The sequence below is a fragment of the Herbaspirillum sp. SJZ106 genome (genome assembly GCF_006715495.1).
GTDB lineage: Bacteria > Pseudomonadota > Gammaproteobacteria > Burkholderiales > Burkholderiaceae_D > Herbaspirillum.
Genome location: NZ_VFNI01000002.1, coordinates 583020 through 603748 on the forward strand (window position 1 = coordinate 583020; position 20729 = coordinate 603748).

Annotated in this window: 21 protein-coding genes and 1 tRNA gene; 13 read left to right on the top strand and 9 right to left on the bottom strand. The window is 62.0% G+C overall.

Annotation, left to right across the window (positions count from 1 at the left end; genetic code table 11):
* Nucleotides 1-25: 25 nt before the first annotated feature.
* Nucleotides 26-448: a large conductance mechanosensitive channel protein MscL gene (gene mscL, locus FB598_RS07905; protein ID WP_141913694.1), complete on the bottom strand. Its 423-nt coding sequence runs from the start codon at nt 446-448 to the stop codon at nt 26-28.
* 294 nt (nt 449-742) lie between these two features.
* Here mscL and petA point away from each other — a divergent pair, with 294 nt between their 5' ends.
* From petA to FB598_RS07935, 6 genes are all read left to right on the top strand, one after another.
* Nucleotides 743-1351 carry a ubiquinol-cytochrome c reductase iron-sulfur subunit gene (petA, locus tag FB598_RS07910; RefSeq protein WP_141913693.1) on the top strand — a complete coding sequence of 203 codons (609 nt, stop codon included), beginning with the start codon at nt 743-745 and terminating at the stop codon, nt 1349-1351.
* Between the two features lie 2 nt (nt 1352-1353).
* Complete coding sequence (locus FB598_RS07915) at nt 1354-2760, top strand: cytochrome bc complex cytochrome b subunit (protein WP_141913692.1); 1407 nt, start codon at nt 1354-1356, stop codon at nt 2758-2760.
* A 24-nt stretch (nt 2761-2784) separates the two neighbouring features.
* Nucleotides 2785-3549, top strand: a complete 765-nt coding sequence (locus FB598_RS07920; RefSeq protein ID WP_141913691.1) for a cytochrome c1 — start codon at nt 2785-2787, stop codon at nt 3547-3549.
* A gap of 87 nt (nt 3550-3636) precedes the next feature.
* On the top strand, nt 3637-4248 hold the full coding sequence (locus FB598_RS07925) for a glutathione S-transferase N-terminal domain-containing protein (protein ID WP_141913690.1): 612 nt from the start codon (nt 3637-3639) through the stop codon (nt 4246-4248).
* Nucleotides 4249-4389: 141 nt separating this feature from the next.
* Nucleotides 4390-4881: a ClpXP protease specificity-enhancing factor gene (locus FB598_RS07930; RefSeq protein ID WP_141913689.1), complete on the top strand. Its 492-nt coding sequence runs from the start codon at nt 4390-4392 to the stop codon at nt 4879-4881.
* A 25-nt stretch (nt 4882-4906) separates the two neighbouring features.
* Nucleotides 4907-4982: transfer RNA gene (locus tag FB598_RS07935), tRNA-Thr, on the top strand.
* A 642-nt stretch (nt 4983-5624) separates the two neighbouring features.
* On the opposite strand, the gene FB598_RS07940 is transcribed toward FB598_RS07935, so the two are convergent.
* The 6 genes from FB598_RS07940 to FB598_RS07965 all read right to left on the bottom strand — a co-directional run bounded on the left by FB598_RS07940 (nt 5625) and on the right by FB598_RS07965 (nt 11361).
* A complete protein-coding gene (locus FB598_RS07940; RefSeq protein WP_141913688.1) occupies nt 5625-6050 on the bottom strand; it encodes a hypothetical protein in 426 nt (141 codons plus the stop codon).
* Between the two features lie 265 nt (nt 6051-6315).
* On the bottom strand, nt 6316-6963 hold the full coding sequence (gene upp, locus FB598_RS07945; protein ID WP_141913687.1) for a uracil phosphoribosyltransferase: 648 nt from the start codon (nt 6961-6963) through the stop codon (nt 6316-6318).
* Between the two features lie 105 nt (nt 6964-7068).
* Complete coding sequence (locus FB598_RS07950; protein ID WP_141913686.1) at nt 7069-8217, bottom strand: FAD-dependent monooxygenase; 1149 nt, start codon at nt 8215-8217, stop codon at nt 7069-7071.
* A gap of 40 nt (nt 8218-8257) precedes the next feature.
* Nucleotides 8258-9604, bottom strand: a complete 1347-nt coding sequence (gene pepP / locus FB598_RS07955; RefSeq protein WP_141913685.1) for a Xaa-Pro aminopeptidase — start codon at nt 9602-9604, stop codon at nt 8258-8260.
* Nucleotides 9601-10317: an N-acetylmuramate alpha-1-phosphate uridylyltransferase MurU gene (gene murU, locus FB598_RS07960; protein ID WP_141913684.1), complete on the bottom strand. Its 717-nt coding sequence runs from the start codon at nt 10315-10317 to the stop codon at nt 9601-9603. The genes pepP and murU overlap by 4 nt, the downstream gene beginning before the upstream one ends.
* A gap of 12 nt (nt 10318-10329) precedes the next feature.
* The gene (locus tag FB598_RS07965) at nt 10330-11361 is read right to left on the bottom strand and encodes an aminoglycoside phosphotransferase family protein (protein WP_141913683.1); all 1032 of its coding nucleotides are present in this window, start codon (nt 11359-11361) and stop codon (nt 10330-10332) included.
* Nucleotides 11362-11458: 97 nt separating this feature from the next.
* Here FB598_RS07965 and FB598_RS07970 point away from each other — a divergent pair, with 97 nt between their 5' ends.
* The 5 genes from FB598_RS07970 (at nt 11459) to FB598_RS07990 (ending at nt 17737) form a co-directional block, all read left to right on the top strand.
* Complete coding sequence (locus FB598_RS07970) at nt 11459-13729, top strand: LPS-assembly protein LptD (RefSeq protein WP_141913682.1); 2271 nt, start codon at nt 11459-11461, stop codon at nt 13727-13729.
* A 26-nt stretch (nt 13730-13755) separates the two neighbouring features.
* On the top strand, nt 13756-15261 hold the full coding sequence (locus FB598_RS07975) for a peptidylprolyl isomerase (RefSeq protein WP_141913681.1): 1506 nt from the start codon (nt 13756-13758) through the stop codon (nt 15259-15261).
* Between the two features lie 134 nt (nt 15262-15395).
* Nucleotides 15396-16427, top strand: a complete 1032-nt coding sequence (gene pdxA, locus FB598_RS07980; RefSeq protein ID WP_141913680.1) for a 4-hydroxythreonine-4-phosphate dehydrogenase PdxA — start codon at nt 15396-15398, stop codon at nt 16425-16427.
* Nucleotides 16424-17206, top strand: a complete 783-nt coding sequence (gene rsmA / locus FB598_RS07985; protein WP_141913679.1) for a 16S rRNA (adenine(1518)-N(6)/adenine(1519)-N(6))-dimethyltransferase RsmA — start codon at nt 16424-16426, stop codon at nt 17204-17206. The genes pdxA and rsmA overlap by 4 nt, the downstream gene beginning before the upstream one ends.
* 162 nt (nt 17207-17368) lie before the next feature.
* Nucleotides 17369-17737: a hypothetical protein gene (locus FB598_RS07990; protein ID WP_141913678.1), complete on the top strand. Its 369-nt coding sequence runs from the start codon at nt 17369-17371 to the stop codon at nt 17735-17737.
* An 85-nt stretch (nt 17738-17822) separates the two neighbouring features.
* Here the strand turns inward: FB598_RS07990 and FB598_RS07995 are convergent, their stop codons facing one another.
* Together FB598_RS07995 and FB598_RS08005 are read right to left on the bottom strand one after the other, a co-directional pair.
* Nucleotides 17823-18710: a LysR family transcriptional regulator gene (locus FB598_RS07995; protein WP_141913677.1), complete on the bottom strand. Its 888-nt coding sequence runs from the start codon at nt 18708-18710 to the stop codon at nt 17823-17825.
* Between the two features lie 180 nt (nt 18711-18890).
* Entirely contained in the window at nt 18891-19634 is a 744-nt protein-coding gene (locus FB598_RS08005) for a siderophore-interacting protein (protein WP_141913675.1), read from the bottom strand.
* A 32-nt stretch (nt 19635-19666) separates the two neighbouring features.
* Here FB598_RS08005 and FB598_RS08010 point away from each other — a divergent pair, with 32 nt between their 5' ends.
* Nucleotides 19667-20131 carry a MarR family winged helix-turn-helix transcriptional regulator gene (locus FB598_RS08010; RefSeq protein ID WP_141913674.1) on the top strand — a complete coding sequence of 155 codons (465 nt, stop codon included), beginning with the start codon at nt 19667-19669 and terminating at the stop codon, nt 20129-20131.
* A gap of 103 nt (nt 20132-20234) precedes the next feature.
* Nucleotides 20235-20621 (top strand): lactoylglutathione lyase, encoded by a 387-nt coding sequence (gene gloA, locus FB598_RS08015; RefSeq protein ID WP_050468214.1) that lies wholly within the window; start codon nt 20235-20237, stop codon nt 20619-20621.
* Nucleotides 20622-20729: the final 108 nt, after the last annotated feature.

Sequence of the window (20729 nt, forward strand, 5' to 3'; positions counted from 1 at the left end):
GCTTGCCGATGGCGGAGCTGCCGGTTTACTTCTTCAGCGCATCGCGGATTTCGCGCAGCAGCAGGACGTCTTCCGCCGGCGCCGCTGGCGCTGCTTCCTCTTGCTTGGCGGTCAGGTCGCGCGCCTTGTTGATGATGCGAATCATCTGAAAGATGATGAACGCCAGGATCACGAAGTTGATCAGGATGGTCACGAAATTGCCGTAGGCGAACACCGCGCCGGCCTTCTTGGCCTCGACCAGCGACAAGCCGTAGGGTTGGCCGTTGAGCGGGATGTAGTAGCTGGCGAAATCGAGGCCGCCGAAGATTTTGCCGACGACCGGCATGATGATGTCTTGCACCATGGATTCGACGATCTTGCCGAAGGCGCCGCCGATGATGACGCCGACGGCGAGGTCGACTACGTTGCCCTTGACCGCAAATGCGCGGAAGTCTTTCAGCATGCTCATGGTTGTTTTCTCCTGTGGAAGGTTGCTGTTTGTCTACGAAGGGATGGCGCTAGGGCGTTATATCCCGTCGCGGATGAAAAGTAAATTGGCCGCCATTTTATGTGGCATCGCAAAATAAGAGGAGAAAAGATCAGATTGACAACAGGTTGCGCTGCATCAAACGGTTTTTTGCGCCAGTCGGCGCCATAACTGCCCGTTAGCTTCAAAACCCTATTCAGCTTATATATAATCAAAAGTTGCATGAGGGTCACTTAGAAGGTCCACGCTAACTTACATATGGAGATAGGGGTCTTTATGACGGATGAGAATCAGGTCGACGCAAGTCGACGCGGTTTGCTTGTTGCCACTTGCGCGGCCGGCGGTGTAGCCGGGTTGGCCACTGCCGGAGCTTTTGTCTCCACCTTGCAGCCATCGGAACGGGCCAAGGCTGCGGGCGCACCGGTTGAAGTCGATATTTCAACCTTGGCTCCCGGTGAAATGCGTACCGTGGAATGGCGCGGCAAGCCGGTCTGGATTCTCAAGCGCACCCCAGAGATGGTGGCGTCGCTCAAGCAGGTCGATGGCGCCGTGGCCGATCCGCAGTCCAAGCGCACCGATTTCTCCGAGACGCCCGACTATGCGCTCAACGAATGGCGCTCCATCCGCAAGGATGTCCTGGTCGTGGTCGGCATCTGCCCGCACCTGGGCTGCTCTCCCAGCGCACGTTTCCAATCGGGCCCGCAGCCTTCGCTGCCGGATGACTGGCATGGCGGTTTCCTGTGCCCCTGCCACGGTTCCACGTTCGATCTTGCCGGACGCGTCTACAAGAACAAGCCGTCCCCGGACAACCTCCAGGTGCCGCGTTACATGTTCGAAGGCGACAGCAAGCTGGTCATCGGCAAAGACGAAAAAGGGGAGGCGTGATCATGGGTGCATTCCACGAAAAGAAACTGCCCGACGATGCGCCGGTTTCCGCCAAGGCGCTGAACTGGATCGATGCCCGCTTTCCGCTGACCTCGACCTGGAAAGCCCATCTTTCCGAGTATTACGCGCCCAAGAACTTCAATTTCTGGTACGCCTTCGGCTCGCTGGCGCTGTTGGTGCTGGTGATCCAGATCGTCACCGGCATCTTCCTGGTGATGCACTATAAGCCCGACGCCAACCTGGCCTTCGCCTCGGTGGAATACATCATGCGCGATGTGCCCTGGGGCTGGCTGGTGCGCTACATGCACTCGACCGGCGCATCGGCCTTCTTCATCGTGGTCTACCTGCACATGGTGCGCGGCCTGCTCTACGGTTCCTACCGCAAGCCGCGCGAGCTGGTATGGCTGTTCGGCGTGGCGATCTTCCTGTGCCTGATGGGCGAGGCCTTCATGGGCTACCTGCTGCCCTGGGGGCAGATGTCGTACTGGGGCGCGCAGGTGATCGTCAACCTGTTCGGCGCGATTCCCTTCATCGGCCCTGACCTGTCGCTGTGGATCCGCGGCGACTACGTGGTGTCGGACGCTACCCTGAACCGCTTCTTCTCGTTCCACGTGATCGCCATTCCGCTGGTGCTGATCGGCCTGGTGGTGGCGCACATCATCGCGCTGCACGAAGTCGGCTCGAACAATCCAGACGGCATCGAGATCAAGGAAAAGCTTGACGCCAACGGCGTGCCGCTGGATGGCGTGCCGTTCCACCCGTACTATTCGGTGCACGACATCTTCGCCGTGTCGATCTTCCTGATCGTGTTCTCGGCAGTGGTGTTCTTCGCGCCGGAGATGGGCGGCTACTTCCTGGAGTACAACAACTTCATCCCGGCCGATTCGCTCAAGACGCCGCCGCACATCGCGCCGGTGTGGTACTTCACGCCGTTCTATTCGATCCTGCGCGCCACGACGGCCGACTTCATGGGCTGGCTGATCGCCGGGGTGGCGGCCTATGTCGCCCTGCTGGTGTTCAAGTCGCGCCTGGCCGGGGCATTCAAGATCGCCGCCATCGTCATCGGCCTGGCCGTGATCGCCGGCATGCTGGTGTTCGACGCCAAGTTCTGGGGCGTGGTGCTGATGGGGCTGTCGGTGGTGATCCTGGGCGGCTTGCCTTGGCTGGACCAGTCGCAGGTCAAGTCCATCCGTTACCGTCCGGACTGGCATAAATATATTTACCTTGTCTTTGGCATTGCCTTCATTGCGCTGGGTTATCTGGGCGTGCAGCCGCCGACTGCCATCGGTACTGTCATCTCACAGGTCTGCTCGATCATCTACCTCGGCTTCTTCCTGCTGATGCCGTGGTGGAGCGCCGCCGGCACATTCAAGCCGGTGCCCGACCGTGTCGTCTACCATCCGCACTAAGCCAGCCGCCAAAAGGACAAGAATATGAAATTGCTGAAGAGACTGATCGCCACGCTGGCGCTGTTGCCGGCGTTGGCTTGCGCCAACGAGGGCGATTTTGCGCTGGATCATGCGCCGGATCGCACCAAGGATGTTTCTGCATTGCAAAACGGCGCCAAACTGTTCGTCAACTATTGCCTGAATTGCCATGCGGCATCATCGATGCGCTACAACCGCTTGCGCGACATCGGCCTGTCGGAAGACCAGATCAAGAATAACCTCTTGTTTACAGGGGAAAAAGTCGGAGATCTGATGAAAATTTCGATGCAGCCGCAGGATGCCAAAGCCTGGTTCGGGGCCACGCCACCGGACCTTTCGGTGATCGCGCGGGCCAAGGCATCGGGACTTGGATCCGGTCCGGACTGGATTTATACCTACCTGCGCAGTTATTATAAGGACGACAGCCGCCCCACCGGCTGGAACAACATGCTTTTCCCCAACGTCGGCATGCCGCATGTGTTGTGGGAATTGCAAGGAATCCGGGGCGCCAAGTACGTCGAGGAGAAAGATCCCCACGACGAAGGCAAGACTATCCACAAATTCGCGGGATTCGAGCAGATCAAACCGGGCAAGATGAGCGCAATCGAATATGATAGCGCCGTCGCCGATCTGGTCGGTTATCTTGAGTGGATGGCCGAACCTGCGCAGAATACGCGTAAACGGCTTGGCGTCTGGGTATTGTTGTTCCTGGGCGTCTTCCTGGTTCTGACCTGGCGTCTGAACGCTTCCTACTGGAAGAACGTCAAGTAAAATCTCGACTCCGCGAAGTTTGCGGAATTGCGTATCGGGGTGAGCGTTATGCGTCTCGCCCCCCTTTTGTTTTTAGGGCTCTACAAAATGATGGTTCTTTATTCGGGCACGACCTGCCCATTTTCGCAACGTTGCCGCCTTGTCCTGTTCGAGAAGGGCATGGACTTCGAAATCCGCGATGTTGACCTGTTCAACAAGCCGGAAGACATTTCCGTCATGAACCCCTACGGCCAGGTGCCGATCCTGGTCGAGCGCGACCTGGTGCTGTACGAGTCGAACATCATCAACGAATACATCGATGAGCGTTTCCCGCATCCGCAACTGATGCCGGCCGACCCGCTCATGCGCGCCCGCGCCCGCCTGATGCTGTTCAACTTCGAGAAGGAGCTGTTCATCCACGTGCACACGCTGGAGAACGAGAAGTCCAAGGCCGCCGAGAAGAACCAGGAAAAGGCGCGCAACGAAATCCGCGACCGCCTGACCCAATTGGCGCCCCTGTTCCTGAAGAACAAGTACATGCTGGGCGACGAATTCTCCATGCTGGACGTGGCGCTGGCCCCGCTGTTGTGGCGCCTGGATCACTATGGCATCGAGTTGTCCAAGACTGCAGCACCGCTGATGAAGTACGCCGAGCGCATTTTCTCGCGCCCGGCCTACATCGAAGCGCTGACCCCGTCGGAAAAGGTCATGCGCCGTTAAGTCGCACATGCCGTACATGCCGCCCGTTCCCGCCCCTTTGGCCGGGACGGCGGCAGCAGTCCAGACCGTTTTGCAGTTCCACCCCGGCCATGCCGGCAGATGCGCAGGCCCATGCCCGTGCATCGCACTACACACCCAGTCATGCCCGAAGTTTCCACCAAGCCTTATCTGCTGCGCGCCATTTACGAGTGGTGCACCGACAACGGCTTCACCCCCCACATCGCAGTAGTGGTCGACAGCCATACGCGGGTGCCGATGCAATTCGTCAAGAACGGCGAAATCGTCCTCAATATCAGTTTCGAAGCCACCAGCGGCCTGAAGATGGAAAATGACAGCATCCGCTTCAGCGCGCGTTTTGGCGGCGTTTCCAGGGACATCCTGATCCCGGTCGAGAACGTCATCGCCATCTACGCCCGCGAGAACGGGCAGGGCATGGCCTTCGAAGCGCCCAACCTGGACACTGCGCCCGGCGAGGCCGAGCAAGACAGTGAAAAAGATGGGGGCGCCCCCATGCTGTCTTCCGTCCCGGTATCCGAACCCGAGAAAAAACCGGCCACAACCGAAGCGCCAGGCGATGACGACCCGGAACCACCGAAAAAAGGCGGACGCCCTGTACTTACCCGCATCAAGTAGGCTATAATCGCCGGCTAAAGTTTTTGCTGGCTTAGCTCATCTGGTAGAGCACCTGACTTGTAATCAGGGGGTGGCGGGTTCAAGTCCTGCAGCCAGCACCAGTATTTATAAGGCTCTCCGACCGGAGAGCCTTTTTATTTTGTTCCGCAATGCACTTTTTTTGCGGAGCAGGCTGTTTTTTGGTGATTTTGTGTAGTCGCTAAAACAGGAGCATTTTTACTCGCAAAAAAATAGCCCGAATTTATCGGGCTATTTTTTTGCATGCTAAGTCTGCTTCTGGCCGATTGCAGACTTCCTCCGTATCAAGAATACTCCGCCGCGATCTCATATGCATTCCTCGCGCGATCAATCTGGACCACTCCACCCCACAAAGCGGCGACGATGATCCACACAAGTAATGCAGTCCTTTTCTTTCTTGCGGTGCGGATGAACAAAAAAAACGAGACGAAAAGCATTACTAAAATACTTAAGAGAAATGGCCAAAGCACAAAGAACACGTAAAAGGCATCTCCCGGACCGCCCGGAGTACCCTCCTCACCGTCAATTGGCCATATTTGAGATGCCAGTAGCAAGTACAGCGCCATTCCAGCAAGGTTGCAAAAAGTCCAAGTCGAGTACGCAGGCAATGGTTTACTCAGGAGTCGCATAGAAAATCTCAGGTTCTCTGGATGTGCAATTTATGACCGTAAAGCTCGGCCAACAGGAGTCTGCTTCTGGCCGGAAGCGAATAAGAAACCGACTATTCATTCGTACCAAGGCGAAATCATTCCACCGAAAAGAAACGCTATCACCGAAGCAGCGGTCAGCAAACCTATAGATATCTTTTCCGGTGAGACGCTCAGCCTCCTCAAAAAGAACGCCCTGACATTCAGGAGGATAGCTCCCGGCAATATGGCAATCGTTGGATACAAAATCCCTCCCCACCCAACTTGTGCAGCATCATTGAGAAGCGCCAGTCCGAACGCCACGAATAACGCCGGTGCAAAAGGCAAGACGATGTCGGAGGGTAGCAACGTCTCCTGTTGCCGAAGATATCGCCACGGGGCGATGAGTGCCGTCAGGATCGCCAGAAGAGTCACAGCGAGATAGATGTATATCAGCATAATTTGTTTTTTCTGCGAAACGGCTGCTACTGGCCGATTGCGGACATCGGCAACTGTAGCAAACATTCGTATCCGGCAACGGAAATTCCGCTCCGCAATTCTTTAATGAGCGAGGCCCAATAAGGCTTTGCGAGGCACTATTCTTTTTAATTGCGGAGCAAAAATTGGGCTAAGTATTTGATTTAATTAAATTCTGCGCCGGACTTGTAATCAGGGGGTGGCGGGTTCAAGTCCTGCAGCCAGCACCAGAATTTGAAAGCCCATCATAACCAATTGGTCATGATGGGCTTTTTCTTGCCTGGTTGTCGCCACGTTGCGTGGCGATTCCGGTTTATTTGGTGCCGAAGATCCGGTCGCCCGCATCGCCCAGGCCGGGGACGATGTAGGCATGGCTGTCCAGGTGCGAGTCCAGCGACGCCACATACAGCTTCACGTCCGGATGGGCATCGGTGAACACTTGCACGCCTTCCGGCGCGGCCACCAGCGCCACGAACATGATGTGCGCGGCCGGCACGCCGCGCTTCTTGAGCGCATCCACCGCGTACACGGCAGAGTTGCCGGTGGCGACCATCGGGTCGCACAGGATCATGGTGCGGTCTTGCAGGTCCGGCAGGCGCACCAGGTATTCGACCGGCTGGTGGTTCTCGTCGCGATAGACGCCGATGTGTCCCACGCGCGCCGAGGGGATCAATTCCAGCAGCCCATCGCTCATGCCAACGCCGGCGCGCAGCACCGGCACGATGGCCAGCTTGCGGCCGGCGATCACCGGGGCTTCGTAGCTCACCAGCGGAGTCTCGATGGTTTCGGTGGTCAGCGGCAGGTCGCGCGTGATTTCATAGCCCATCAGCAAGGTGATTTCGCGCAGCAGGTCGCGGAAGGTGCGGGTGGACGTGCGCTTGTCGCGCATGTGCGTGAGCTTGTGCTGGATCAGCGGGTGGTCGAGGATGTACAGGTTCTTGAAGCGCGGATCTTGTCTCATGGCGGAAGGCGATTGGGCTGTGTTGGTGCGGCAGGGCCGCGATGGCGGCATTGTCTCATGCCGCGGCCCGGGGCGGAATCGCACCATGCAGAAGCGGATGGCCGATCAGCGCCGGCCGAACATCATTTGTCCGGCCAGCAGGCCGCGCGCCGTGGGCAGCAGGTCGATCGCGCCCAGCGACAGTCCCAGCAGCGCCTGCGCCGGCGTGCCTTGCGGCGCGCTGGCGAAGATGCGGGCCATGAGGTCGGTCAGGCGGATGGTCAGGTCGCGGTCCTGGCCGCGGCGATGGTGGAATTGCTGCAATGCCTCCGGTGTCCGTTCGCGCGCCAGTATATCGGCCAGTACCCTGGCGTCGCGCAGGCCGAGGTTCAGGCCCTGGCCGGCCACCGGGTGCAGCGTCTGGGCGGCATTGCCGATGGCGACCACGCGCTGCGTCCGGCCGGGTTTGGCGTTCAGGCCCAGTGCATAGGAGTGGCGCGGTCCGGTGCGGGTGAAGCGGCCGACGCGCTCGCCGAAAGCCTGGTTCAGGGCCGCCAGGAAGGCGCCGTCGTCCAGCGCCAGCAGGCGTTCGCCGGTGGCGGGCCGCACGCACCAGACCAGCGCGTAGCCGTCGTCCTGCGGCAGCAGGGCCAGCGGCCCTTCATCGGTAAAGCGTTCGAAGGCGCGGTGGGCGACGGCTTGGTCGGCGTGCACATGGGTAATCAACGCCAGTTGCCGGTAATCGCGCTGTACGCCTTTTTGCTGCTGTTGGCCGAATACGCCGCCCTCGGCCTGGATCGCCAGCGTCGCGCGCAGCACCCGGCCATCTTGCAGCGAGACGGCGACGTGGTCGTGTTCCTCGGTCAGCGCCACCACTTCGGCCGGGCGGAACAGGTTCAGCCCCAAGCCGCCGGTAGCCGTCGCCAGCGCCTGGTTGATGCTGCCGTAGCGGGCCACATAGCCGAGGGCAGGCAGGTCGTAATCCTTGCAGTCGAGCAGGGTGCGGCCGAAATGGCCGCGGCGCGAGACGTGGATCTGTTCGATGATGGTCGCGGTTTTTTCCACGCCATGCCACCCGCCCAGTTCTTCCATGATCTGGCGGCTGCCGTAGGAGAGGGCGATGGTGCGCGGATCGGCGGCGGCCTGTTCCGGCGTTTTCAGGTCGACCAGCGCGATGCGCGCGGCATCCAGTCCGCGGCGCGCCAGCAGGCCGACGGCGCACAGGCCTACCGGGCCGCCGCCGCAGATGATCAGGTCGAAGTCGGCGATGTGCATGGCGCGGGAAATAGATGTCGGGTGATGCGGCGGCGTCGGGTCAGCCCTGGCGCATCAACGCTTCGATGTCGTCGGCCTTGCTCGGCACGCCGGTGGTCAGCAGTTCGCAGCCGGTGGGCGTGACGTGGGCATCGTCTTCGATGCGGATGCCGATGTTCCAGTATTGTTCCGGCACGCCTTCGCCCGGGCGCACGTAGATGCCCGGCTCGACGGTCAGCACCATGCCCGGTTGCAGCGTGCGCCAGGGCTTGCTGCCGTCGGCGGCCGGCGGGTCGCGGTAGTCGCCGACGTCGTGCACGTCCATGCCCAGCCAGTGGCCGGTGCGGTGCATGTAGAACTGGCGGTAGTCGCCTTTCTCGATCACGTCCTGCAGCGAGCCGACCTTGTTCTTGTCCAGCAGGCCGGTGTCGAGCATGCCTTGCGCCAGCACGCGCACGGCGGCGTCGTGGCCATCCATGAAGCGCTTGCCGGGAACGATTTCGGCGACGGCGGCATTCTGCGCGGCCAGCACGATGTCGTATAGCTCCCTCTGCGGGCCGGAGAACTTGCCGTTGGCCGGGAAGGTGCGGGTGATGTCTGAGGCGTAGCTGTCCAGTTCGCAGCCGGCGTCGATGAGCACCAGATCGCCGTCCTTCAGTTCGGCGTCGCCGGCGCGGTAGTGCAGCACGCAGGAATTGGCGCCGGTGGCGACGATGGAACCGTAGGCCGGATATTGCGAACCGTTGCGGCGGAATTCGTGCAGCAGTTCGGCTTCCAGGTGGTATTCGCGCAGGCCGGGGCGGGACAGGCGCATGGCGCGGCAATGGGCTTCGGCCGAGATGATGCCGGCGCGCTTCATCAGGTCGATCTCGAAGGCGTCCTTGAACAGGCGCATGTCGTCCAGCAGGACGCTGACGTCGATGATCGAGCCGGGCGCCGCCACGCCGCTGCGTGAGAGGGCGCGCACGCCTTGCAGCCAGCGCTGCAACTGGGCATCGCGGCGGTCGTCGTGGCCCAGCGCGTAATAGACGGCGGGGGCGTCGGCCAGCAACGCCGGCATGCTTTTGTCGAGCTCGTCGATGGGATGGGCGGCGTCGAAGCCGAATTCCTGCTGCGCCGCCTGGGGGCCGAAGCGGTAGCCGTCCCAGATCTCACGCTCCAGGTTCTTGTCGCGGCAGAACAGGATGCTGCGGTTTTCCTTGCCCGCCACCAGCACCAGCACCGCTTCGGGTTCGGTGAAGCCGCTCAGGTAGTAGAAATAGCTGTCGTGGCGGTAGGGGTAGTCGGCATCGCGGTTGCGCATGACTTCCGGCGCGGTCGGGATGATGGCGACCCCGCCGCCGGCCTGTTGCATGCTGGCGATGAGGCGGGCGCGGCGTTCGGCGAAGGGCGTGGCGTTGAAGCTCATGGACGTATGCCTCCTGGCGGCTGATTGAGTGCTTCCAGTTGATCGATGGTGCCGACGTTGTGCCAGTCGCCGCGGTAGACGTCGCCGCCGACCTGGCCGCGCGCGGCGTATTCGCGCAGCAGCGGGCCGAGCTTGGCGTGCTGGCCGGGCGCGATGGCGTCGAACATCTGCGGACGGTAGACCCCGATGTTGGCGAAGGTCAGCTTGTTCTCGCCTTCATTGGCGATGGAGAAATTGTTGAGCGCGAAGTCGCCATCCGGATGGAACGGCGGATTCTTGACCAGCCAGATCCAGGCCACGTCGCGCTTGTCCAACGGCAGCGGGTTGCCCCACGGGTCTTCGTCTTCCAGCACGGTCTTGACCTGCTCGTAGTCGAAGTGCGGGCACCAGATGTCGCCCGAGACGGCCACGAAGGGCGCCTCGCCCAGCAGATGACGCGCCTTGGCAATGCCGCCGGCGGTTTCCAGCGCGCTGTCTTCAGGCGAGTAATGCAATTGTGCGCCGAACTTGCCGCCGTCGCCCAGCGCTTCCTCGATCTGCTGGCCCAGGTGGGCGTGGTTGATGACGATCTCGGTGATGCCGGCGCGCACCAGCGACAGGATCTGCCATACGATCAGCGGGCGGCCGCGCACTTTCAGCAGCGGCTTGGGGCAGGTGTCGGTCAGCGGGCGCATGCGCTCGCCGCGGCCGGCTGCGAAGATCATGGCTTTCATGTGCATGGACCCTTAGAACGTATAGCCGAACTTGGGCGCGTGTTCCTGTTCGAGCTTTTCGATCAGGCGCACCAGCGGCGTGAAGGCGACGTAGCGGCGCGCGGTCTTGAGCGTGTATTCCATGACCAGCGGCATGTCCTTCAGGTAGCCGTCCTTGCCGTCGCGGTGGTACAGGCGGGCGAAGATGCCCAGCACCTTGAGGTGGCGCTGCAGGCCCATCCATTCGAAGTCGCGGTAGAAACTGTCGATGTCGGGCGCCACCGGCAGGCCGGCGCGGCGCGCCTTTTCCCAGTAGCGGATGGCCCAGTCCAGCACCAGCTCCTCGTCCCACTGGATGTAGGCGTCGCGCAGCAGCGAGACCAGGTCGTAGGTGATGGGGCCGTAGACCGCGTCCTGGAAATCCAGGATGCCGGGGTTGCCCGTGGGCAGCACCATCAGGTTGCGCGAATGATAGTCGCGGTGCACGTAGACCTGCGGTTGCGCCAGGTTGTTGGCCAGGATGGCGTCGAAGGTCTTGGTCAGCACCGCGTTCTGTTCGTCGCTCAGCGTCACGCCCAGGTGGCGGCCGATATACCACTCGCGGAACAGTTCCAGTTCGCGCAGCAGCAACGGGCGGTCGTACTCGGGCAGGGCGTCGGGCCGGCTTTGCGCTTGTAAAAGTACCAAGGCTTCGATCGCATCCATGTATAGTTTGGGCGCGCTGCCTGCGGTGAGCTGGTGCAGGTAGGTGGTCGAACCCAGGTCCGTGAGCAGCAGGAAACCGCGTTCGGTGTCTTGCGCCAGGATCTTCGGCACCGTCACGCCGGTGGCGCCGAACAGGCCGGCGACATGGATGAAGGGGCGCACATCTTCTTGCGGCGGCGGCGCATCCATCGCGATGGCGGTGCCGCCGTCCGGCGTGTCCACCCGGAAATAGCGGCGGAAGCTGGCATCGGCCGATGCCGGGCGCAAGGTGGAAGACAGCACCGGGGTGGCGGCGAGGGTGTCGAGCCAGGCTTGCAAATCGGATAAACGGCGATCGGGGGAAGAACTTGGGGAAGACATGAACTATCTGAGGAATTCGTTTGATGTGGTTGAGTTCCCATATAATAAGGGATTAACTTCAAAAAATCCGCCTGCACGGTGTCTTGCCACTCTTTTCATGATCCGGTTTTCCAAGTCTCTCTCTGAACGCACTGTCAATTGGCGGTTGGCGCGCCTGCTTTCGTCGGCGGTGGTGGCATCCGCCTCAGGCCTGCTGCCGCTTGCGGTGCATGCGCAGATGACGGCGCCCAAGCCGGCGGCGCCGGCCGACGACCAGGATGCGCCCGTCAACGTGAGCGCCGAGCAGATGACCGGACGCCCCGACCGCCAGGTGAACCTGGATCGGGACGTCGAAGTGGTCAAGGGCAGCACCACCATCAAGGCCGACCGCGCGGAATACCGCATCATCCAGGATGAGGTCGAGGCCACCGGCCACGTATGGATGCGGCGGCTGCAAGACCAATACACCGGCGACCATGCGCAGATGAATATGGAATCCGGCGCCGGTTTCGTGACCAATCCGACTTACCTGCTCGGCAAGAATGGCGGGCGCGGCAAGGCCGAGCGCATCGATTTCCTGTCCAACGACCAGGCGGAAGTGACGCAGGGCACCTACAGCACCTGTGAAGCGACCGATCCGGACTGGTACCTGCGCGCCAACACCATGGATCTCGATAGCGGACGCGATGTCGGCACCATGCGGGGCGGCGTGCTGTACTTCAAGGACGTGCCCATCCTCGGTTCGCCCTGGATGTCGTTCCCGCTGTCAGGCGAGCGCAAATCCGGCGTGCTGCCGCCGACCTACGGCATGACCTCGACCGGCGGCGCCGAGTTGTCGGTGCCTTACTATTTCAACCTGGCGCCTAACTACGACTTGACGCTGGTCCCGAAGTACATCGTCCGCCGCGGCCTGCAACTGGGGGCGGAAACGCGCTACCTGGGCGATACCTATTCCGGCACCACTTACGTGGAAGGCATCCAGGACCGTGTGACCGGCACCGGCCGCTACTCGCTGTCTTCGCTGCATAACCAGACCCTGGCGCCGGGATTGGCCCTGGCCTGGAACCTGAACAAGGCGTCCGATAACGACTACCCGTCGGACTTCGCCCATTCGATCACGGGCAGCACCCAGCGCCTGCTCACGCGCGACGTCAGCCTGACCTATTCCAGCACCTACTGGAGCCTGTACGGGCACGTTTCCAAGTACCAGTTGCTGCAAGACGTGGACAACCCGATCACCAAGCCTTACGACCGTGTGCCGCAGATCGTATTCAGCGGCAGCCGCTACGATGTCGGCGGTTTCGACTTCACCACCACGGCCGACTTCACGCGCTTCTCCAGCGGCGACCTGGTCGGCGGCGACCGCGGCTTCATCACGCAGACGGTGGCCTATCCGTGGGTGCGCCCGGGCTACTTCATCACGCCCAAGCTGACCCTGGACGCCACCAGCTATCGCCTCAACAACGTCGGCGTGGGGCAGCCCACCAGCTTCTCGCGCACGCTGCCGACGGTGTCGCTGGACTCCGGCCTGGTCTTCGAGCGCGAATCGACGCTGCTCGGCCGCAGCATGACCCAGACGCTGGAACCGCGCCTGTTCTATGTGCGCACGCCGTACCGCGACCAGTCGCAGCTCCCCAATTTCGATTCGGGCCTGGCCGACTTCAACTTCGCGCAGATCTTCAGCGAGAACCGTTTCTCGGGCCATGACCGCATCAGCGACGCCAACCAGCTGACCGCCGCCATCACCTCGCGCCTGATCGAGGAAAACGGCCTGGAGCGCCTGCGCATGGCGGTGGGGCAGCGCTATTACTTCGCCGACCCCAAGGTCGTCCTGAGCGGCACGACCTCGACCACGCTGGGCAGCAAATCCGACCTGCTGCTGGCGCTGGGCGGACAGATTTCCAAGGAGTTCTCGACCGACAATACGGTGCAATACAGCGAGACCCTGCGCCAGATGGTGCGCTCCACCTTCGGCGTGCGCTGGCAGCCGGCGCCCAAGCGCGTGCTGAACCTGCAATACCGGCTGGACCGCACTTATGTGAGTCCCTATACCGGTTTGCTGGATCCGCTCAAGCAGGTTGACGTCTCCGGACAATGGCCGGTGTCGCAACGCTGGTATGCTGTGGGCCGCATCAACTACTCGATTCCCGACAAGACCGTGGCCGAAGGCCTGCTGGGCATGGAGTACAAGGCCGACTGCTGGGTGTTCCGCGTGGTGGCGCAGCGGATCCCGACTTCCTCCACCAAGGCGTCGACCGGTTTCTTTGTACAGTTGGAACTCAACGGCTTCTCGAAGATCGGCTCCAATCCGTTGGATGCGCTCAAGAGCAGCGTTCCCGGCTATCAGAACGTGAATTTGCCTGACAGCACCGCGAACGACAACTTCTAACCCTTTCCTGACCCAAGTGCTTATCCATGCGTAATATGCGTACACCACTCCTCGCAAAAACCAAAACAGTGACCGCGCTGCTGTGCATGCTGGGCGTGATCGGCAATGCGCAGGCGCAATTTGCGACGACCATCATCCCGGTTGCACCGTCGGAAATGGAGCAACAGGCGCCCGCCAAGCCGGCTGCGGCGCCCGCGGCCAAGCCTGCGGCAACCAGGCCGGCCGCCGCCGCGCCGGTGGCGACGCCGCCTGCAGCGGCGCCGGCGCGGGCCCCAGCCGCCCGTGCATCGCAGGAACCCAGGCCGGTCGACTCCATCATGGTGGTGGTCAACAATGAGGTCATCACGCGCCAGGAAGTGGCCGAGCGCCTGGCCAGCGTCGAACAGCGCATGGCTGCGCAGAACGTGCAAGTGCCCCCGCGCAATCAATTGGTGCGCCAGCTGGTCGAGCGCATGATTGTCGAGCGCGCCCAGGCGCAGATGGCCAAGGAAAGCGGCATCGTGGTCGATGACGCCATGCTGGATCGCGCCATGCAGCGAATCGCCGAGCAGAACAAGATGTCGATGCCGGAATTCCGCGCCCGCCTGGAAAAGGAAGGCATGGTCTACGCAACCTTCCGCGAGGAAATCCGGCGCGAAATCCTGAGCCAGCGCCTGCGCGAGCGTGAAGTCGACAACAAGGTCACCGTCACCGAATCCGAAATCGACAACTACCTGGCCGCCGAAGCCAATGCCGGCGGCGAGCACCAGGAGCTGGACATCGCCCAGATCCTGATCCGCGTGCCCGAGAACGCCTCGCCGGAACAACTGGCCGCGCGCCGCGAACGGGCCGAAGACGTGTTGCGCCAGTTGAAGACCGGCGCCGACTTCGCCAAGACGGCCGCGACCTACTCCGACGCCACGGATGCCCTGACCGGCGGCGACCTCGGCTGGCGTCCGGCCGAGCGCTTGCCGCAACTGTTCCTGGACGGCGTGTCCCAGCTGCAGGAGGGGCAGGTCAGCGCGATTCTCAAGAGCGGCAACGGCTTCCACATCCTGAAACTGGTCGGCCGCCGCGCCGCCGGCAACCAGCAAGCCGCCGCGCCGGCAGTCCAGCAGACCCATGTGCGCCACATCCTGATCAAGGTCAACCAGGTGGTCACCGCGGCCGACGCCAAGCGCAAGCTGGCCGAACTGAAGGAGCGCCTGGACCACGGTTCGGCCACCTTCGAAGAACTGGCCAAGCTGTATTCGAACGACTTGTCGGCCGCCAAGGGCGGCGACCTGGGCTGGGTATACCCGGGCGATACCGTACCCGAGTTCGAGCGCGCGATGGACCAGTTGAAGCCGGGCGAGGTCAGCCAGCCGATCGAATCGCCGTTCGGCTTCCACCTGATTCAGGTGGTTGAGCGCAAGACCGACGACGCTTCCAAGGAGCGTACCCGCCAGGCGGCCCGCCAGGCCATCCGCGAGCGCAAGATCGAGGAGGCCACCGAAGACTGGATGCGCCAGATCCGCGACCGCGCCTATGTCGAGTACCGTAACGACGACTGATGCGGCCAGCGCGCGGCGCCCGTTGCAAGCGGCGCTGCGCGCCTGTGCATCTGGCGTCGCCAGCATGAGAGCCCAGCAAGAAGCCGGCCCTGGCGCCGGCTCTTGCTTTTTTTGACGAGGGATTTTCCAACGCCATGAATCGACCCATCATCGCGCTCACCTGCGGCGAACCGGCAGGCATCGGCCCCGAAATTTCGCTGCGCGCGGCCTGGGAGTTGCGCGCTGAAGTACGTTGCGTACTGTTGGGCGATGCCGCCTTGCTGGCGCAAACCGCGCAAGGCATCGACCCGCAGATGCGGGTCGCCGCACTGTCGATACAGGCCTGGCGCAACAGCGGCTTGCCGGACTTCCCGGCCGATTGCCTGACCGTCATCGACTGCCCGGTGGCGGAACCGGTGCGTCCTGGCCAGCTTGATGCGCGCAATGGCCGCGCCGTGCTACAGGCGCTGGATCTCGCAGTCGAAGGGGCGATGAGCGGCGGCTTTGCCGCGATCGTCACCGCGCCGCTGCAAAAGAGCACCATCAATGACGCCGGCGTGGCGTTTTCAGGCCATACCGAATACCTGGCCGCAGCCACGCATACGCCGCACGTGGTGATGATGCTGGCCGGCGCAGCCACGTCACATGCGCCGCATCTGCGCGTGGCGTTGGCCACTACGCACCTGGCCTTGAAGGATGTGCCGGCCGCCATTACCGGCGACAGCCTGGCGCGCACGCTGGATATCCTCCAGTCCGACTTGCGCGCCAAGTTCGGCATCGCCGCGCCGCGCATCCTGGTCACCGGCCTGAACCCGCATGCCGGCGAGAATGGCTATCTCGGCCGCGAGGAAATCGACGTCATCGCGCCGGCGCTGCAGGCGGCGCAGCAGCGCGGCATCGATGCGCGCGGCCCGTATCCGGCCGATACGCTGTTCCAGCCCAAGTACCTGGAAGGCGCCGATTGCGTGCTGGCGATGTACCACGACCAAGGGCTGCCGGTGCTCAAGTTCGCCAGCTTCGGCCACGGCATCAATATCACGCTGGGGCTGCCGCTGATTCGCACCTCGGTCGACCACGGCACCGCACTGGACCTGGCCGCGCGCGGGCTGGGCCATGCCGACCACGGCAGCATGACGGTGGCGATCCGCGCCGCCGCCGAGATGGCGCGCAACCAAGGCAAGCTATGAAACACATCCCCCGCAAACGTTTCGGCCAGAACTTCCTGACCGACGACACCGTCCTGTACGACATCATCCGTTGCATCGAGCCCCAGCCGGACGACGCCATGGTCGAAATCGGCCCCGGCCTGGCGGCGATGACTTCCCTGCTGCTCGACTCCCTCAAGCACCTGCACGTGGTCGAGCTCGACCGCGACCTGGTCGAGCGCCTGCAAAAACGTTTCGACCCGGCACGCCTGACGGTGCATTCGGCCGACGCATTGAAGTTCGATTTCGGCAGCATTCCGGTGTCTGACGGGCAAAAGTTGCGGGTGGTCGGCAACCTGCCGTATAACATTTCCAGCCCCTTGCTGTTCCATCTGGCCAGCATTGCGCCGCAGGTGCGCGACCAGCATTTCATGCTGCAAAAGGAAGTGGTGGAACGCATGGTGGCCGAACCGGGCGGCAAGGCTTACGGGCGCCTGTCGGTGATGCTGCAATGGCGCTATCACATGGAATTGCTGTTCGTGGTGCCGCCCGCCGCATTCGATCCGCCGCCGAAGGTGGACTCGGCCATTGTCCGCATGATTCCGCTGGCGCAGCCCATGCCCTGCGATGAGAACTTGCTGGCGCAGGTGGTCACCAAGGCCTTCTCCCAGCGCCGCAAGGTGATCCGCAACTGCGTGGCGGGTTTGTTCACCGAAGAGGAATTGCGCCAGGCCGGCGTCGACCCGCAAGCCCGCCCGGAAGCGGTGCCGGTGGCGCAGTTCGTGGCGCTGGCCAATCTGCTGGGCAACCGCAAGACCTGAAAAACGCCGCCTTTGTGCGTATCCGGTTGCAAATAGTCACATTCGGGGTACGACTCGTAAGAACTGTAACCAAGTCACAGAATCGATGGATTTCGAGATTTGTTGGCATATAGTTGAATCGTGCCGCGACAACATAGCGGACTCATTTGACAGGAGCCAATCATGGCCAGCAAAAAAATCGCAACGGTTCTGATCGCAACAACCCTTCTCGCCTCGGCAGCAGTCGTCAGCGCGCCCGCCATGGCGCGTGACCACGGCGGCAATAACGGCGTCGCCATCGCTGCCGGCATCATCGGCGCGGTCGCCATCGGTTCGCTGATCGCCAATTCGGTTCCAGCCCAGCCGGTCTACCAGGCTCCGCCGCAACAGGTGTACTACCAAGCTCCGCCGCAGCCGGTTTATTACCAGGCGCCGCAGCCCGTGTACTACGAGCAGCCGCGCTATTACGCACCGCGCCCGGTGCGCTACGTAGAACGCACCGAAGTGCGCTCCTACCGCTATGACGACCGTCCGTACTACTACGGCCGTTAAGCGATGCGGTAAATCGCAGTCTTGAGGAAAAAACGGGCAAGCCACGCGGCTTGCCCGTTTTTCATTGTGCTCCTGGAGCCGGGGTTCAGGCGCCAGCGTTTCGCGCCAGCTCGATGAAAGCATGCAGGTAATCGATGCCGACTTCGGTTTCGCGCGCGCCGAGGAAGATCTGCTTGGCGATGCCGTGCTTGCCCAGCCGCACCGGCGCCACGTCCATCTTGTCGGCGTATTCTTCCACCAGCCAGCGCGGCAGGGCGGCGACGCCGCGTCCGCTGGCGACCATCTGCAGCATGATGTCGGTGGTTTCGATGGCCTTGTGCCGTTTGGGCGTGACGCCCGCCGGCGACAGGAATTGATTGTAGATATCCAGGCGGTCGGTCGGAACGGGATACGTGACCAGTACTTCATCCAGCAGTTGCTGCGGTTTCACATAAGCGGCGCCGGCCAGCTTGTGGTTGCCGGCCACGACCAGCACCTGTTCGTAATCGAAGACCGGTTCGAAGACCAGGCCGGGCTTGTACAGCGGGTCCGGCGTGACCAGCAGGTCGATCTCATAGCCGAACAGCGCGCCGATGCCGCCGAACTGGAATTTCTGTTTCACGTCCACATCCACATCCGGCCATGCCTCCAGATAAGGCGACACCACCTTCAACAGCCATTGGTAACAAGGATGGCATTCCATGCCGATGCGCAATGCGCCGCGTTCGCCCTGGGCGAACTGGCGCAGCCTGCCCTCGGCCAGGTCCAGTTGCGGCAGCACGCGGTTGGCTACGGCCAGCAGGTATTGGCCGGCTTGCGTGAGCCGCAGGCTGCGTCCCTCGCGCAGCCAGATATCGGTGCCCAGTTGCTGTTCCAGCTTCTTCATGCTGTGGCTCAGCGCCGATTGCGTGACACACAGGATCTGGGCGGCGGCGGTCAGCGAACCTTGCCGCTCGACTTCCTGGACGATGGATAAATGGATGCGTTCCAACATGATGTATGAGCAACTTTCATGGCATTGTGGATTGATGCCATTCTACTTCATGGATGTCCGGTCCTGTGACCGCTCCATTCGACTGCGGACTGAAGACCCGCCAGAGGCAGGAGAAGGGATGCCGGCCTTGAGCAACATGGCGGCGGCCAAGACCTTGCGCGGCCGGATTTTTCCTTCGATCTATTGATCCAGCTTCTCGTGGAAGTCGGAGGCGCCGCGTTTCCAATAGGCGGAAATGCGCATGGCATCCTTGGAGTGCTGTTTTTCGTTGAGCAGCAAGGCGCGCAGTTGGGCCATCGTCGCCGCTTCACCCGCGCCCCAGACGTAACCCTCGCCGGCCGGCAATTGCCATGCGCGGATGTCGGCCAAGGCTTCGGCGCCGTTGGTCACCCATTTCACGTCGACTTGCGCCTGGCTGTCGAACTGGCGGATATCGCCCATGTGGGCAATCTCGATGACCGCCCGCACGCGCGCGCCCGCCGGCAGTTCCTTGAGGCGGCGGCTGATCGCCGGCAAGGCAGACAGGTCGCCCACCAGCAGGTGCCAGTCATAATCGGCGGGGATGATCATGGAGCCGCGCGGCCCGGCGATCACCGCCGTCATGCCGACCTTGGCCCGGCGCGCCCAGTCGGTGGCGGCGCCTTCGGCATGCAAGGCGAATTCCAGCGTGATTTCATTGCGTTGCTCGTCATGATCGATTGGCGTATAGTCGCGCCGCACCGGGACGCCGGCGGCATCCGGAAAGATGAATTTGACGTGGTCGTCAAACGACAGCGAAACGAAATCCGACAAGGCCTCGCCCTTGAATGTGATGCTGAGCATGTTGGCGCCGGTCTGGCGGATGCGCGAGACGGTGACGTCGCGGAATTTGACGTCATGGCGGACACGTTGCACTGCACGCGACGGTGTATTGATGGTATCCATGGAAGCCTATTTAGTTGATAATATCTACCATTATGAAAAATCAAGTTGATAAAGTCAACCAATCACCTGCTGCCGATAAGGTCTTTGAGGCCATCCATACGGTCATGCACTTGTACCGCGCCAGTCGCTTACAGGTTTTCCGCGAGGACGAGCGCGGCATTACGCATATGGAAAGCCGCGTGCTGGATTACTTTGCGCAACACCCCGACGCCACGCTGAGCGACCTGGTGGCGCATTCCGGGCGCGACAAGGCCCAGCTGACGCGGCTCATCCGCGGCTTGCGGGACAAGAACTATCTGGAGGCGAGGGAAGACGCGCAAGATCGCCGCTCCGTGCGCTTGCAGCTCAGCAAGGAAGGCCGGGCGCTGCAGCGCCAATTGAAAAAGACCGGGTCCCGGATCCTGGCGCAGGCAGTGGAGGGCTTATCGGAAAAGCAATGCGATGAGCTGGTCGCGCTGCTCAAGATCGTGCAGGGAAACCTGGAACGGCAAGACTGAATTTCTCCCGATCCTGCCGTGCTTGTCCCGAAGGCGCCACGGGGCACGAAACATCCAGTGCGTCTACAATACGGGTCTTACCCAGCAACATTTTGAGGCACACATGCGAATTCTCCATACCATGCTGCGAGTCGGCGACCTGCAACGTTCCATCGATTTTTACACGCGAGTGCTGGGCATGAAGCTTCTGCGCACGTCGGAAAACACCGAGTACAAATACACGCTGGCGTTCCTAGGCTATGGTTCCAATCCCGACCATGCGGAACTGGAGCTGACCTATAACCACGGCGTCGACAAGTACGAAATGGGCACCGCCTACGGCCACATCGCCATTTCAGTGGAAGACGCATACAAGGCCTGCGAGGCCGTCAAGGCCGCCGGCGGCAATGTCACGCGCGAAGCCGGCCCGGTCAAGGGCGGCGCCACGGTGATTGCCTTCGTCACCGATCCGGACGGCTACAAGGTCGAGTTCATCGAACACAAGAAGTGATGAAGTGATCGCAGGCGCAAGGGATGGGGAGAGGCGAAAGCGATACCCGGTCCCGATGCGCAGGCGTCGTATCCACAGAGCCCGCTTGCGGGCTCTTGTTGTTTACGG